The sequence below is a fragment of the Streptomyces sp. BBFR2 genome, assembly GCF_044497305.1.
GTDB lineage: Bacteria > Actinomycetota > Actinomycetes > Streptomycetales > Streptomycetaceae > Streptomyces.
In genome coordinates this window covers 508,030-525,518 of record NZ_CP172415.1, presented here as the reverse complement: position 1 = coordinate 525,518, position 17,489 = coordinate 508,030, and the positions used below count along the sequence as shown (strand labels likewise).

1 protein-coding gene is annotated in these 17,489 nt (G+C 76.7%); it reads left to right on the top strand.

From position 1 onward, the window contains the following. Nucleotides 1-7 precede the first annotated feature (7 nt). A complete protein-coding gene (locus ACGH2B_RS01885) occupies nt 8-17,167 on the top strand; it encodes a hypothetical protein (protein WP_399082997.1) in 17,160 nt (5,719 codons plus the stop codon). Nucleotides 17,168-17,489: the final 322 nt, after the last annotated feature.

Genomic DNA, 17,489 nt, shown 5'->3' with positions numbered 1-17,489 from the left:
CGTGTCGATGAACTTGCCGCCCGAGGTCCGGTCGGTCGCGAAATACCTCATCGGTGTCTGGCCCGCCGCGGACGAGGACCAGCTCCGCGTCCTGTCCCAGGTGCACCGGGCCGTCGCGGAGGACGCCCGCGCACTGCACGAGGCGATGGCCGGCGGCCCCAACGGCGTACGGGGCTGGGAGGGCGAGGCGCGCGAGGCGCACGACCGGCTGATGGACCGGCTGCTCAACGATTCGGGGCTGGCCGCGCTCGCGGACTCCGCCGAGAAGATCGCGGAGGGCGCCTACGAGACCGCCGCGCAGGTGGAGAAGGCCAAACTGCAGGCGATCTTCTTCGGCCTGTACCTGGTGGCGTCCATCGCCTGGGCGGTGGCCAACGCGGTGGAGACCCTCGGCGGTTCCCTGGTCTGGCTGGCCGGCGTCGAGATCGTCGTCTCGGAACTGCTCTCCCAGGTCGGCCGCTTCCTCCTGGAGGCGGTGATCGCCGCCGGGCTGGGCGCCCTGGTCATGGCCGGCGCCGATGTGCTGGCCCAGGGCGTCGTGCTGGGCAAGGGGCACAGCGACCACTTCGACTGGGGCTCGGTGCTCAAGTCGGCGGGCATGGGCGCGCTGATGGGCGCGGTCGCGCACGGTGTCGGAACGGCCATCGGCGCCGGTTCCCGCGCGGCGTACCGGGGCATCGCCGGGGGCGCCGGGAAGGCCGCGGCGGGCGTGGAGAAGGCGGCGCTGTCCGAAGGCGGGCGCGCGGCGGAGCGCACGATCGCGCCGGGCGGGACGCGGGACGTGGTGGCCGCCGCCGGGCAGCCCGCATCGGCGCTGTCCCGGACGGTGGGTGGCGAGGGCGCCGCCGCGGCCGGGCGTGAGGTGACGGTGGCCGGCTCCCGGGCGGCGGACACGGCGGCCGGGTCGGCCGCTGCGGCCGGTTCCCGGGAGGTGGCGGAAGGGGCCGCGCAGGCCGCCCCGCGGGTGAGCGCGGGCCGGGTGGCGGCGGGCCTCGCGGAGTCGGTGGTGCAGGCGGGCGCGGGCGGCTACGCCGGTATGACCGCCGGGACGACGGCGATGGGCGGCAAGACCCACACCGGTGCGGACGGCCTGACGACGGGCATGGCCGGCGGGCTCGCCCGGCGCGTCGGCGGCGCCCACCCCACCGGCGCGCCCGCCGGCCTCGCCGCCTCCCTCGCCCACCTGTCCGCCCTCCCCGACGCCGCCCGTTTCACCCCCTTCGAACACGTCCAGGACGCGGGCCGGGGCTTCTCGCTGCCCGGTACGACGCGGGTGGAGATCACCCCGCAGGGCAATTTCTGGGCCCGCCCGCAGGACGCGGGGAGCGCCGTCTTCGACGCCGCGTTCTCCTCCGCCGTACGGACCATGGGCATGGATGACGGCCTGCCCCGCATGGTGGTCGGCACCCCCGAACTGCCTTCGGGGAGCGGTGTGGCGCACCTGGAGTCCACCTGGCGGGAGATCGCGGCGGCACCGGACGCACCGGCGCGGTTGCCGGATCGGGTGGTCCTGGCCACCCCCGTCACCGAGGCCGAGCTTCCCGCCCTGCACGCGTTCGTGACACAGCATCAGGTCGAGGTGCGGGTACCCAGCGGGCCGGTGCTCGCCGGTCCGGACGGCGCGCTCTTCGTCACCGGAAGCGGACACGGCGACGCCGCCGGCGGACGCTGGACGACGTTCTCCCCGCCGTCCGACGAGGCCGGACACCGGACGCCCGCCCCGGCCCCGCCGACCGCCGCCGCACCCGCCGCCGGACACCCCGCCACCGCCGAGCGGGCGGTGCCGCCGGCGCCCCGGATGCCCGGAGCCGCCGAGGGCCGGACGGGCCCGCTGCCGGCCTCCCAGCAGGTGGCCGGGGCCGGTGCCCCGGCCACGGGCCGTACGGGTGCGGCCTGGGCCGATGTGCACAGCACGGAGACCACGGGGCGGGACGCGGGCGCGTCCCGCGAGCGGGCGACGGGCGGCGGCGCTTCGCAGACCGGGGCGTCCCGCGAGACGGCCACGGCCGGTGCGGCGCCGGGGCCGGTGGCCGGTGCCCCGGACGCCGGGCAGCGGACCGCCGGGGTTCCGGGCGCCGGTCCGGGGAGCGCGCAGGTTCAGGCCGCCGAGATCCCCGCGCCCGGGGGCCGGGCCGGTGGGACACCGCAGGGCGAGGCCCTGACCCCGCCCTCCGGCGACCGGGCCGCCGCCGAGGCACCCGCCGCCGGCCACCACACCACCGAGCTGCCCGGAGCGGAGGCGCCGTCCTCCGGGCAGCGGGCCACCACCGGCCAACCGGCCGCCGGTCCCCGGGCCACGGAAGCCCGGGCCCCCGTCGCCGAAGCCCCCGGTCACCCCTCCGCCGAGATGCCGTCCTCCGGCACCGCCGGAGCTCCCGGCCACTCGGCGACCGAAGCACCCTTCCCGGGCGCCGAAAGCGCCACCCCCGCGGCGCGCCCGGACGCTCCCGCGTCCCCCGCGGACCGCACCCCGCCGCCGGACCCTGGCCCCGCGGCACCCGTACCGGGGGAGCGGACCCCCGACGGGCCGCCTCCGGGGCCGGTGCGTACCCGGGTCGCCGGGGCGGTGCTCGACGCCCCGGCCTGGGAGCGGGCGCTTCAGGCGCACGGTGACGGGAGCGGACTGCCCGCCGGTGCGGCGGAGCGGCTGGGCGCGATGCGGGCCGAGCGGATACCGGCGGGCATCCTGCTGCGCGATCCGGCGGGCGGCGCCGGGCTGTTCGAACGGCCCGAGGTCGCGGCGATGCTGCGGTCCCTCGCGCCGGATCCGCGGCGCCTCACCGTGATCGCGCCGGACGCCGCGGCCGCGCGCGCCCTGCACACGCTCGTCGACGCGCTGCCGCCCGGCGCCCGCGACAGCCTGCGGCTGGTGATGCCGGAACGCGGCCTCGACCACGCCGCGAGCCTGCTGCGGACGGTCCCCGGCATCCGCGAGGTGATCGCCGCCGACGGGCCCGTCAAGCTCACCGGAACCGGTTACGCCCATGTCCTGCCGCCCGAGCACGGCACCCCGGGATCCGGTGCGGCGGGCGCGGGCCAGTGGCAGCGCGTCACCCGCACCGAGGAGCAGCCGGCGCCCGGCGCCGTACCGCGGCCGGATCTGACCGCCGAACCGGTCGGCGCCCTCTTCCCCTCGCCCGCCTGGGACCAGATCCTCACCACGGCCACCCGGTACGGCACCCCCGAGGGGCTGGAGCGGATCCCGGCGGGCCTGGTCCTGACCGGCCCGGCCCCCGCCGGGGCCTTCGACGCCGCCCGGCTGCTGCCCGACCCCGGCCGCGTCACCGTCGCGGGCCACGGTGACCTCCACGTGCCCGAGGTGCGCCGACGCGTCGAGGACACGGTGCGCGACCTGGCGGCCCTGCCCGGCACCCGCGCGCTGCGGCTCGCCTGGGACGGAGCGGCCCTCGCCACCGGCAAGCGGGGCCGCAGCTTCCTCCAGGACCTGGCCGACCGCTACCAGGTCGACATCACGGCCCCCGACGGCCGCATCGACGTCCTGGAGGGCGGCGCGTCCCTGGTCACCGGGCCCGACGGCGGCCACTGGCAGCGGTTCCGCCCCGGGCGGGAGACGGCGTCCGAGGGCGCGGTGTTCCCGCCGCTCGCCTGGCACGAGGCGACCGAGGACGCCGCTGCCGTCCCCGTCACGGGCGCCCGGCTGCGGTCCGTGGCGGCCGGCCTCTGGATCGACGCGGCCACGGACCCGGCCGCCGCCCACCCCGGTATGCCCGCCGCGGCCGACATCCGGGCCCTCGCACCGTCGGCGGAGGGCCCGGTCGTGGTCGTCACCGCCGACCCCGCGGCGCCCGGCACCCGGACCGCTCTGGACCAGGTGCTCGGCCGGCTCTCCGCGCGGCCCGACACGGCCGCGCGGGTCAGGCTGCTCGTCTCCCACCCGGCCGCGGACGCCGTCCTGCCCGGCCGCCCCGGCGCCGACCTCGCCGCCGCCTCCGCCCACCACGCCTTCCAACGCCTCGCCGACACCCACGGCCTCACCCTCCGCGTGGCCGAGGGCGCCTGGTCCCCCGGCCGCGCCGGAACCCCCGACGGCCTGCGCCCCACCACCGCGGACGGCCCCGAAGGGCGTACGCCGGTGTGGCGCGACTACCGCCCGGGAGAGGAGGCGGCCTCGGCCCGCGCCGAGGAACAGCCCTCGGGGAAATCCCCGTTCTCGCCCCGCGCCGGTGAACGCCCCGCGGCGGACGGCGTGTTCGCCCCCCGTGCCGGTGAACGGCCTGCGGAGGAGGGGCCCTTCCCGTCCCGTAGCGAGGAACGGGCCCCGGAGCAGGGGACCCCCCGGCCGCGTGCCGCGGAGGAGCCCGTGGCGGACGAGACTTCCCCGTCGGCGCCGACGGGCCCGTCGGCGCGCTCGCCGGAGCCCCCGGCGACCGGCACCGCCCTCCGCCCCGGCCCGGACTCCCCGCCGCCCGCCGCCCCCGCACCGGCCGCCGCACCGCGCCCCGCCGCGTCCGGCGACCGGTCCGCCGCCGTGACACCGCCCCCGCGTGACGAATTCGCCGCGGTATCCCGTACGGAGGAACCCGCGGCCCCGCACGCCGCGCCACCCCGGGAGACGCCGCCCGCGCCCACCGCCGCTCCCCACGGGACGGCCCCCGAGCCGCCGCGGCCCACACCTGCCCACGACCCGGAGGACCGGCCGGCACGGGACGGCTCCGAGGACGCCGCCCCCTCGCGGGACAGGTCCTCCCGCGCCCCGGAAGACTCTCCGGCGCCGCACGACGCACCCGCGCACGGCTCCGAGGACCGGCCGACGCCACCCGACTCCGGCGCACCGCCGCCACTCCACGGCTCCGAGGACGCCGCGCCCCCGCGCGAGACGTCCTCCCGCGCCCCCGAAACGCCCGTCCCCGCGGGCGACGACGCACCCCCGGCCGCGTCCGGCGGCCCCTCGGCGCGCGGGCTGCCCGCGGGGCTCGCGGTGGCGGGCCGGTTCGGGACCGCGATCCGGCTGATGGATACCGAGGTGGTGTACGAGCGGCTCGCGGGCGTGCTGGCCGACGCGGTCCGGCAGGGCGGCCATCCGGAGTCCCTCGTCGGGCAGGCGCTGAGCCGGTTCGACGTGGCGCGCCGGGCGGTGGGGGACGAGGAGTTCGGCGACTGGCTCGCCCACGGCGGCTACGAGGTCACCACCGCGCTGCCGGACGCCGGGCGCTACCGCGTCCACGCGCGACTGCTGCTGCCGGCGGACCGGGACGCCGTCCGGGAGATCCGTCCGGCGACGGTCGAGGCCACGGAGGTGAAGCGGTTGGGGAAGTCCTGGGACCCGGAGTACGACTCCCGGGTCACGGGCACCCGCGGCAAGGCGGTCACCTGGAAGCTCGGGGGTTCGGTCACCGACGTCATGCCGCCGGCCACGTTCGCCCCGACCATCGGCATCCCCTTCTCGGGCAGCCGCACCACCTCCGTCGGCAGCGGTGACATGTCCATCGGCGCGGCCCGGCTCACCCCGCCGACCGGCGACGCCGTCCACTTCACCTTCTCCGGCGTACAGGCCGAGGTCACGGTCCGCCGCGAAGCCACCGGTGGTCCCGCGGAGCCGCCCGCGACCGGCCCGGCGCCCGCCGCACCCCCGGCCCCCGCCGTGCGCTCCGCGCCGTTCGACGTACGGATCGAGGCGGCAGGCTCGCTCGTGCCCGAGGCCCCTCTCCGCGACGGACTGCCGCTCCACCCGCGCCCCCGGGACACGTACGTCCTGACCGGCGACGGGCCCCGCACCGCCGCCGAACAGCGCCGGCTCGACGACGCCATGTGGACGCACCTGGCCGCCCCCGAGGCCATCGACGGCCTGGAAGGGCTCCACGCACGGGTGCTCGACCACCTCGACCGGGCCTACCGCGGCCCCGACGGCCACCCGGACACCACCGCGCTCACCCGCGGCTCCGAAGCCGCCTGGCGGCTGCGCCGCTTCCTGAGCGAACGCGTCCAGTTGTACGGGATCGTCCACCACTCCGGCATCGGCCACGCCTCCGAGACGTTCCCGCTGAACGGCGGTGCGCACGAGGTGGGCGTCACCGTCCGCGCCCACCTCGTCTCCGCACGGCGCGTCGACCACACGGAGTCCGGCCAGCGCACGGAGACCGGTGACCGTCCGGAGTCCGGAGACCGCACGGAGTCCGGTGACCGTACGGAGCCCGGCGGCCGCACGGAGACCAGTGACCGTACGGAGCCCGGCGGCCGGACGGAGGCTGACGGCCGCACGGAGCCCGGTGACCGTACGGAGTCCGGCGGCGCCACGGAAAAAAAGCCCGGCGGTGCCACGGTCTCCATCCAGCAACGCACCCTGCACTTCGCCATCAACACCCGGTCCGGGGAGAACGCCGCGGAAGGCGGCCTCGCCGCGAAGGCCGGCGGCAGTGTCACCTCCGCCGCGACCATCAAGGCCCAACTCGACTTCCACACCGGCGGATCCACCGCCCGGAGCCTGGAGCTGGACCAGGGCCCCGCGACCTGGCAGCAGCTCAGCACCACGGGCCCGTCCGTCGTCTACGAACTGGGCGTCACCCTCGTCGCGCGGCTGTGGTCGAACCTGAAGGGCGCCACCGGTGAGGTCACCCACCCGGGCACCGTCCATCTGCGGCTGCCCCTGGCGGACGTCCGCGCGTTCGAGGCCGCGCTCCGCTCCGAGCCGCCCGGCCCGGAACGCCCGCCGCCCCCGCCGTCCGACGCCGCGCTGCTGCCGCCGGCCGTCCGCGAGCACCGGGGTGCCGGACCGACCCACGTCGAACTCTCCGGCTCCGCCCGCCAGGTGCAGGAGAAGACGCTGGAGCTGATCGTCGCGGCATGGGAGGAACAGGGCAGCCGGATCACCCCGCTGGAACGGCACCATCTGCACCGGCAGTTGGCGCCCGACTTCTCCCTCGCCGGGCTGAGCGTGCACGGCGGGAAACTCTTCACGCCCCGGGGGCTGCGGCGCGTCCTGGAACTGCCCAGCGGAAGGAGCGCCGCCGTCACCGTCACCGGCCGGTTCGACCCCGACGCGCTGCTGTCCTCCGGCGTCCGCGCGGACCGCACCGTCCGGCTGGTGAAGGCGATGGCGCACTCCGTCGAACACAGCGGGACGCTCACGCGGACCCAGCGCGCGGGCATCGAGGTGTCGGCGAAGCTCGCCCACCGGGCGGCCGTCGACCTCTCCGCCGGCGCCGGCTATTCACAGAGCGTCACCCACTCCCTGGCCACCTCCGACTTCGTCTTCGCCACCACCGGCGCCCCCGCGATCTCCGGCCCCAGCAAATGGCTCGCGTACGCCGCCGGCTTCGACATCGCGGTCACCGTCGGGCCCCGGGGGCGGACCGGCCCGCACCCGTCCGCCCCCGGGCACCCGCCGCAGCACACCCGGGCCGCGGCCGCCCTGCGCCGCGTGGTCACCCGCCACGCCTCCGTCGACGACGGCGAGGTGCGGTTCTGGGCGCCGGAGAGCCTGCTCTTCAACACCCGGACACCGGACTCCGGCCCGCGCCGGGCCGAAGTCGCCGCCGACCCGCGGGAGTTCGCTACCGTCCGCGAGCGGGAACAGCTCGGCCCCGACGACCTCCTCATCAGCGTCAACAGCGCGGCCGAGGTCGCCGGAGTGCTCACCGGGATACTGACCCGGATCACGTCCTTCCCCGCCGACGAACTCGCCTCGGTGGTCGACCGCCTCACCGACGCCGAACGCCTGATGGCGCTGTTCCAGCGCGGCATCGGCGACGGCGCCGTCCACACCGAACTCTTCCGGGACAGCCGGACGCTGCGCGAACACGGTCTCGTCGTACGCATCCGCGCCGAACTCGGCGCCTCACGGGCCCTCCCCGGAGAGGTTTCCGCCGGAAGGATGTCCCTGCACGAGTCCACCCCGCAGATCACCGCGGGGATGGCGGCCGGTACGAACTACACCTACCGTGCCGGCGCCGGCATCGGCGTGGGGCTGCCGTGGCGCTACGCCCCGTCGTTCGGCGTCGCCGGGAGCTACAGCCGCGGCAGCGCGGTGGGGATGTCCCGCCTCCAGAAGGTCACCTCCGGCGGTCTGACCAACATCGCCGACGCGCCGCACACCCACCACCTCGCGGACGTCATCTACACGGTGGAGGTGGAACACCGGCGCACCTGGGAGCTCGGGGCCCTCGGCTCGTCCCAGCGGCTGGTGCACGAACGCGGCAGCGTCAAGGTGCCGGACGCGCTGGAGTTCCTCCGCCGCGCCCCGCGGACCCCGGCGAGCGGCACCGCGGCCCGCTCGCCCCTCGACGCCCGGACCACACTGCTGTCCCAGGTGCCGTACGCCCTGCGGTTCGACGACGCCGCCCGCCACCCGGGAGACGAGCGCGCACCGGGAGACAATCCGCTGGTCGACGCCGTGGTGGGGCTGTTGCGCCACCACCCGGCCTTCGCGAAGCTGATGGGGGACGCCGCCGACTCCCGGGTCCCGCTGCGGGCCGAGAGCGCGCTGGTGGAGTCGCTGCACCAGATGCTCAGCCCGACGTCGCTGCTGGGCGCCGTCCGGCGGATGCTCGGCACCGGCCTGCGGCTGAACCCGCTGGGCGCCGACGGCCCGTACTTCGTGGAGGTGACGGCGGTACCCGTCGGCGAGCTGACCCATGTCGGGACGGACGCCGACATGTCCGTCGGCCGCTACCTCAACACCTTCGACTGGGCGGTCACCAGCGAGAGCGCCACCCGCGCCAAGGAACTCTCCGCACACCTCGGCGGCACCGGCAAGCCCCCGGGGACCAGCCGGGTCACCGAGCCCGGTGGCAACCTGACGTTCGCCCGGGGCGGGTCCCGCACCACCTCCCGGAAACTGTACGAAGGCCCCACCCTCGTCGACACGGTCACCTTCCCGCAGGGCGCCCAGCTCTACACCGGCGACCTGCGCGTCACGCTGGCCGTCAAACGCGTCGCCCAGCCCCTGCCCATGCTGCTCAACACCCTCCTCGGCGGGGTACCGGACCGGGTACGGAGCGCCTACCACCGCGCCGGCGACCCGCACCCGGACGACATCCGCGAGGTGACGCTGAAGCAGCACGTCGCGGTGGCGGAGGCCCTGCACAGCGACACCGGAGCCCTCGCCCGCCCCGCTCGCCCCGGCGTGGAGCGGCTGACCGGCGCCGCGGACATCACCCCGGTGCGGCCGTTCCCGCTCCCCGCGGCGGAACTCCCGCGCGCGGTGCACGAGCGCCACCTCGTCCTCAAGGGACTGGACGACCTGTCGGTCCGTGAGATGTACGAGCAGTTCCTCGGCGCACTCCGCGGCGAGTCCGGCGGCGGGCTGCTCTCCCGCCTCCGTCCCAGCGACGCCGAACTGCTCACGGAGTGGGGCACGATGTCCGAGGAGGCCCTGCGCAACGCCCTCTCGTCCCCCTTCCTCAGCGGATTCTTCGACCGGACACTGGCGACGGAAGGGTTCCAGCCGCCGGGAGTCGTCCGCGGCGGCGTCCTCAGCGACACCCACGGCCACCTCACGGTGCGCGCCGAACTCTTCGACGCCACCTCGCTCGGCCAGGTCATCGTCAACCACGAACTGGAGGACAACGGCCGCAGCCGCCAGGTCGGCTCCGCCGGCACCGGCCGGACCGCGGGCACCACCGCCGACGGGACGGCCACCGGAAAACCTGGAGAGGCGAGCCTCACCGGAGCCCCGACCGCCGGCCGGACCTCGGCGCGCTCCGCCGCGAGCAGCGTCACCACCCATGCCCTCCTCGGCCCGAACAGGTTCGTCGAACGGGCCGAACAGGTCTATCTGCACGTCCGCGCGGGCATCGCCTACACCCTCACCCTCGAAACGTCCGGGCGGCCCGCCGCGGGCACCCGTCCGGACGGTTCCTTCACCTTCCGGCTCAGGGACTCCGTGGAACTGCTGGTGCACCCCGAGAAGGCGCCGCTCTTCGAGGCGGACGCCACCACCGGCACCCGCGACCCCGGCACGACGCCGGAGCCCGCCGCCCCCGCCGACCCGCCGCCCGGTACGGAGCCGGACCCGGCCACCGGCGCCCCCGCGCCCCGCCCCGCCGACACCCCGCCCACCGACACGCCCGCCCCCGACCGTGACCCGGCCCCGCGCCCGGACACCCCGGACCGGGAGGCCCCCGCCGAGCAGCACATCGACATCAGCCCGGAGAACGTCGCCCGCGGCCTGAAGGCGCTCGGCAAGCTCTCCGAGGGGAAGTACGCGCAGGTCATGGGCGCCGCCCGGGACCTCCTCGCCGCCCGCGGGGTGAACGTCCCGGACCGGGCGCTCGACCTCGACGCGCCGGGCGAGCAGGCCGTACGGCTCCGTCAGGTCGCCCACGTACTGCACCGCCACGGCGACGACGCGGCCCACGCCCTCGCCGACAGCTTCGCGCCCGCCCTCCGGCCCGGCACACCGCCCGGCGAACCGGGCCGGCCCACCTCCCAGAACAGCGCGTTGTCGCAGGTACTGCGCGGCGACGACCCCGCCCCGCGGCCGCCGGACACCCGGCCGGCGCCCGACGCCGCGGACCGGGCCCGGGAGCCGCGGCCGGTCCGCCGCGACCTGATCTCGGCGGTGCTGAGCGGCGCGGCGGACCCGAGGGAGCCCCGGCCGGCCGCACCGGAGACGATCGCCGGGGTCCTCGGCGGCGCCCACGACGGCGCGCCCGCGCCCGCGCGGCGGGAGAGCCCCGGGCACGCCGCCGGGCCCGCCCCCGCCGACGGCCCGGCCCTGCCCTGGCGGCCGCGGATCGTCATCGGCCGGGACGCCGCCGCCGAGGAACTGCGCAGCCTCCAGCGCGGGGCACCGGCCCGGCTCGCCGAAGCGCTGACGGCAGCCGGCGGCGACGTCGCCCAGGTCGACGCCCTGGCCGAACAACTGGGCATGACCCGGGAACCGGGCCTGCCCGGAGGGATGGACCGTGACGCCGCCCCCGGTACCGGCGCCATGGGGCCGTGGTCGTTCGTCCGCAGGGTCAACGGGCACGTCGCGTTCGGCGGGGCGCCCGGTCTCCTGAGCTTTTTGGACCGGGTCCCCGCGGAACCGGCCGCGATGACGGTCATGGCGGTGGTGTCGCAGGACGGCCATCTGGGCGCCTGGCTGCCGAACCTCGGTCAGACGGAGTGGAACGCCGTGGAGACGGTCAGAGCACTCGTCCACGGCCATCCCCAGGCGTACGCGGCGACCGCGATCCTGCGGTTCGTGCTGCCCGGCCACACCGAGTGGAACACGCAGCGCGTCGCCGAGCAGCTCCAGCAGATCGCCCACCTCACCCGGCGCCCCGTGTGGTACCGGCCCGACGTCCACGACCTGGAAGTCGACGGCTGGGGAAGCCTGTGGCCGCGCGGCGGCCCCGCCCCCGGGCCCTGGCGCGAACTCCTTCCCGACACACCCGTCCACCGCAGCCACGCGGTGCGGGACGACGGGTCCGTGGAGCAGATCGCCGACCGGGCACCGATCGGCCTCGGCCCGCAGGACCCCTTCTTCGCCAACAGCCCCGCCCGCCAGGAGCTGGTACTGACCGGTGTCCTCACCCAGGAGGGGCGGCTGCGCATCTCGGACAGGTACGGGCTGCTGCTGCGCGTCGAGGAGGAGAACCTCGGCGTGGCACACGGGCGGGAGAACGGGGCAGGGACCGTGACCTTGCCGGAAGGCGACGCTCTGCGCGCCCTGTTCGCGGAGGCCGAGCACGGTCGGACCGGCGGCCCCCGGCGGGTCGACCTGATCCGCCTCCATCTGCCGGCCGCGGGGCCGCTCGCACCGTGGGCCCATGGGGTCCTGGCCCGGGAAGCGGCCCGGCTCGCGGAATTCCTGAACCGCCCGGTGGCGTACCCCGGGGTCGGCCGGGTGACCGTCATCGAGGGGGAAGACGTACGCGCGGTCGGGCCGGCCACCGACGGCCAGGACTGGGTCCTGGCGGACATCCGGCCGCTGACGCTGATGTTCCGGGAGGGCGCGAACCTCGCACAGCTCACCGGCCACCTCACGGAACGGGGCCACGCCCTGCCCGCCGCGGCGGACGGCCTCATCATGGTGGCCGCGGCGGGCCCGCACGGCGAGATCACCCGCCTCGGGGACGCCGAGGCCGTCACGCCGGACACCGTACGCGACGAGATCGCGCTGGCCAGGGCCGGTGACCTCCCCGATGAACCGCTCCGGATGTACCTCCCCGAGGGCGTCCCGCCCCAGGTGTACGAACAGTTCGTCCGGCACGTCGAGGAGCTGGCCCGTCGGACGGAGCGGATCGTCCTGCTCCCGCCGCCGGGCGTCCGCGTCCTGGTCGACGGGGGAGAGCTGACCGTTCCCGCGGGGCACATATGGAAGATGGTGAACGGCACCGACGCCGTACCCGAGTTCTTCTTCCCCACCGACGCCCGGGGCCGCGCGCGGCGGGACTGGCCGACGGTGCTGCCGGGCCTGCCGCACCACCCGCTCGAAACGCACCTCACGGCCGAGGGGATCCGCGTCCCCCCGGTCCGCCGCGACCGGAGTGTCGTCTTCCTCGCGGCCGGAGGACGGGGCGAGTTCCTCCGGTACAGCAGCGACAGGGGATTCGTGTCCGTTTCTCCCGAGCAGTTGAGCGAGGAGCTCGCCCAGCACGAGGCTCCGGTCGTCCAGATCTACGGGCCCGGCCCCATTTTCGCCGATGTGCATCCGCAGTTCGCCGCACACGCCCGCGACCTGGCCCGGCTGACGGGCCGCACGGTCGTGTTCCCGTCGCCCGACACCTCCGTCCGGGTCGGCCCGGAGCCAGCGGATCTGCTGGTCACCGCCGAAGGCGCCCGATGGCACGTGGCGGTGCCGGACGGCGGGACGGCGGACGGGTTCCGTACCGGCGAGGCCGGTCAACTGCTGGCGCCGGAAGCCGACTTCACCGATGTCCACGGCGGTCAGTGGTCCCGCGCCGACGTGGACATCGAGACGACACCGGACGGGTACCGGTCCCTGAGGAGGGACGCCGGTCAGGAGATCGGCCTCCCCGTCCCCGCGGAGAAGACCTTCTTCGTGGCGCTCGACGTGGACCACGCGGGCCGTCCCACACTGGTCACCTGGTTCAGGGAGCTGCTCCCCGTGTCACCCGCCCAGTTGGTGCGGGCGCTGTGGCCGGACGGCGTACCCCTGGGGCAGCCGATCATCCTCGCCAGGCCCCCCGGGGACGCCGCCCGGACCATCGGCCTCACCGCCTGGATGCACGACCTGGCCCGGCATCTCGGCCGGACAGTGGGCTTCTCCGAGGACCCTTCCTGGACGCACGGCGAACTCGGCCGCGTCGACCTGGCCGCATCGCTCCCCGAGGGCTACCACTACCACTGGGAGAACGGCGGGGCGTTGCCCGGCACGCTCCGGATGCCGGGGGCGGTGTCGGTGCCCTTCCTGGAGGGGAGCGAGCAGGCGGGGCCGCCCTTGCCCGAGCGGATCGCCTCGCACATCGAGGACCGCGTCACAGCGTGGCGCGGACGGCTGGCGGACCGTTCCGACCAGCTCTTCCTGGCAGATCTGCACCGCGACCCCGAGGGCCGGCTGCTGCTGCCCGGACAGCGGCAGCAGCCGGCGACGGCGCGCCAGATCGCCGATTGGGTGCGGACGTACGGCTGGGACCGGTCGCGGGCGCTCCAACTGGTGTGGACATGGAAGAAAGAAACCGGCGCGGGGAGCCTGCTGGCGGCACCGCGCGATGCCCGGCTCGCCACCGAGGTCGCCTCCGAGCTGGGCGTTCCGGTCTACCTGCCGGCGGAGGGCGGTGTCGCGCCGCCGCCGGGCCGGGGGGTGACGATTCCCGGGCGCCGGGACGTGACCGCCTCCTCCAGGGGGGCACTGCTCGCCGGGCGGTGGCAGCGCGTCGATCCGCCCGCCGGCACCGACCACGGTCTGCCCGACTTCGTCGCCGACCCCTACGGACGTCTCGTACCGGCCGACGACCGCCCGGTGTTCGCCCCCACTCCGAGCGGCGTCACGCTCCGGCCGAGCCATCGGGAAGAGCCCCCGGCACACCCCTGGGTCTACGACGTGTCCCTGAGCCTCTCCGAGAGCACCGGCGTTCCCCTCATCCGCCAGGTGAACGGCACCGAACGTGAGGCCACCCCCGCGGAGGTGGCGGCGGTGCTGACCGAACGTGCCGCGACCGCCGGACCGCTGCCGGACGGCGAGCGGGCGCTGGGTGCCTGGCGCGGGCAGACGGTACGGCTGCTGGTGAGCACCCCGCCGCCGGGCCCCCGCTACGACCGGTTCCTGGAGTGGGTCCAGGGCACGGCGGGCACCGCGGACCGGCCCGGGGAGCCCGGTCTGCGCGGGTTTTTGAACGAGGCGTCCGTCCGTGCCGGGGAGGGCGCGGTCCAGGTGTACGTACCGGAGCCCGGATCCGTCGACGTCCGGGCCGAAGCCGACCGCCGCGGCCCGGCCGCGTTCGTCCTCCGGGCGGGAGAGGACAGCGTTCAGCCGAGGCGGTGGGTGCGGCTGCCCGGCCCCGGGGACGAGGACCGGCCCGCGGAGGTCGTCGAGGGACCCGACGGCGGGCTCGTCCTGCGCGCGGCGGAGACGCTGCCCTCCGCGCTGACGACGGACGACCGGGGCGCCCTCGTGCCGGATGTGTCCGTGCCCGGTCACATCCGCCTCACGGAGCAGGGGGCCCTGCTCTCCGCGGCCACCCGGGACAACACGCTCACCAACAGCACGCAGGTCCTCCGCGCGAACCTGCACGGCTACCCGATGCAGGACGACCCGTTCGGGCTCGTGTCCCACGAAGGGCTCCAGGTACTGGACCTGATGGTGCGTCATGACGGCGAACTGGCGGTACTCGACTTCGACAGCGGCAGACCGGTCGCCCTCACCCCCGGCGCTCTGGCGGAGCGCCTGCACCACCTCGCGGTCTTCGAACGCGGCACCGACGTGCAGTTCCTGGGGCGCTTCCAGGTGCGTGCGAGCGGCCGGGTCGTGCACGAGACGCAGGGGATCGGCCCGCGCATCGCGCGGCGGTTCGCGCGCCGGATGACGGAACTGTCCCGGGCACTGGGCTCGGACGTGTACTACCCGGCCAACGACCGGGGTGCCGTCTCGCTGCCGCGCCCGCTGGCGCAGACGGGCGAGGTCGTCGCCGCGGCCACGCGCGGCGCCCCGGGCGTCTGGCGGCGCGCCGCCTTCCGCGAGGGCACCCCGGCACGGTTCGCGACCAACACCTACGGAGCCCTGGTGCCCGCCGCCGCCCTGCGGATCGACGAGGCGGCGCGGCTGGGCATCGACACCGCCGAGGTCCGCACGGAACCGTTCACCGGCGGGGTCTCCCTGCCCCGCGGCTCCGGCTCCGCCACCGCCTCGGACCGGCTCATGCCCGCCGGCCGGGAGGTGTGGGAATGGTTCGCCGCCCGGGACGAGTTCCTGGTGGTCGCGCCCGGCGGACGGGACCGGATCGACCTGTCCCTCCCGGGCGGCGGCCGCGAGATCCCCGTGGGGCCGGGCGTGCTGCTGGAGGTGTTGCGCGGCTCCGGCTGGGACGGCCGTACGGCGCTGCGCCTCGCCGTCGACAGGCTGGCCTTCGCGAGCCCGCGGCACGAGCGGGACCTCGACCCGGACAGTCCCGACGAATGGGTGCCCGGCCCCCGCTTCGGTCAGCAACTGGCGGACCTCGCCGGCGTCCCCGTACACGCCCCCACCGGCATGATCGCGTGGGACCGCCCCGCCGGGCAGAACGGGGTGCTGTCCCTGGACGAGGAGTTGGGGGAGGCCGGGGCGCGGATCCGCTGGGTCACCTACCGGCCGTCCGGCGGCGGGGAGGGCCCGCCGCCCGCCGCCCCGGAGGGGACGGGCACCGGGGCGGGCGACGTCTCGGCCGGTGCTTCGCCCGACGCCGGGCAGGCCGGCCCGGAGGCGTCCGGTCGCCCGGCCGTTGCGGAGCCGCCCGTCACCCCGGTCGCTCCCGTACCGTCCGCCGTCCCGCACGCGACCGTGAGCGGGCCCGAGGACGTTCACCGGGCCGCCGGGGAATCCGGCCTGGCACTGTCCGGGGCCACCCGCCACGGCGGGGTCGCCGATCTCGCCTCGCTCGGTGCGCACGGCGGGCGGCTGGGGCTCACGCCCGCCGCCTTCGACATCGCGAGCCATCCGGACCTGCTGCCGGTGGACGTGGTCGTCGCGTACGACGGTGAGTTCGCGGAGCTGGCCGAGGACGGCCGGGTCCGCACCCTCTCCGTCGACGAGCTGGCCTTCCGCCTGCGCGGCCGGCCGGACGTCCCCGACGCCTCCGGCACCCCCGCGGGCCCGGCGGCGAGCGGTCCGGGGCGGCCCGCGGCGCGGCCGGAGATGGGGCCGCCCGACTTCGCCGGGCCCTGGGAGGGCACCGAGAACATCCAGCTCCTCGGACGGTTCACCGGACGCGCGGACGGCACCGTCGTCCACGGGGGCCCGCTGCCCGCCGCGGCGCGGGAGACCTTCCACCGGCGGGTGCGCGAACTCGCCACCGAGCTGGGCGCCGACGTGTACGTCCCGGCACCGTCCGGCGGCGCGGAGACGTACCGCGTCGACGCGACCGGTGAGGTGGTCGTGGCGGACGCCGACGGACGGCCGGGCGACTGGCAGCTCGTCGCGGGGCGGCCCGACGCCCCGGGCCCCCGGTTCGCCACGAACTCCTACGGCGCGCTGGTGCCGGCCGCCTCGCTCCCGGTGGAACACCTCACGTGGTTGCGGGCGGTACCCGGCGACGTCCGGACCGTACCGCTGCCCGGCGGACTGGTGCTGCCCACCCAGGAGCACGCCCCGCTCCCCGCCGCCTGGCGGGAGGCCGCCGCGCCGGGCGAGTTCCTTGTGGCGGGCCATGGCGTGCCGGACGCGGTACACCTGCGGCTGGCCGCGTCGGACCCCGGCGTCGTGGGCACCGCCGGTCTCACCGTCGCGGCCGGTCCCGAGGCGCTGCTCCAGGTGCTGCGCGCGGCGGGGTGGGACGGACACGCCCCGCTGCGGCTGGCCGTCGACCGGCTCGCGTTCCGCCAGGACGGACCGCCCGTGCCCGGCGACCGGTTCGGCCGGCGGCTCGCCGACCTCTCCGGCGTCACCGTGCACGCGGCCGCCGGAACGGTCCGCTGGGACCTGGCCGACCCGGGCGCCGCCCACCCCGGCGCGCGCCTGCCGGTGACGGGCCGCGACGGCGGGGGCTGGGCCACCTACGTACCGGGGCCCGGGGCGGCACACCCGCACCAGCGGCCTGACGGCCCGTCGGAGAGGACGGGCCGGTGAGCCGGGCACGGCCGGAGGCCGGGCCGGAACCGGCATCGTGGCTCCCCGGCACGCACAGGACACCGGCCGGTGCGACGGGCGCCGGTACGGAGCCGGGGCCTGCCGGTGCGGTGCCGGTGCCTGCCGGTACGGGGCTTGCCGGTACGGAGCTGGGGCCTGCCGGTGCGGTGTCTGCTGGTGCGGTGCCGGGGCCTGCCGATGCGGTGTCTGCCGGTACGGAGCGGGGGCCTGCCGGTGCGGTGTCTGCCGGTGCGGTGCCGGTGTCGGTCGGTGTGCCGTCGGATGGCACGGAGCCGGGGTCTGCCGGTGCCGGGTCGGCCGG

Coding starts and splice junctions, on each gene's coding strand:
- ACGH2B_RS01885 (WP_399082997.1), top strand. CDS start 8: ATGAACTTGCCGCCCGAGGTCCGGTCGGTCGCGAAATACCTCATCGGT.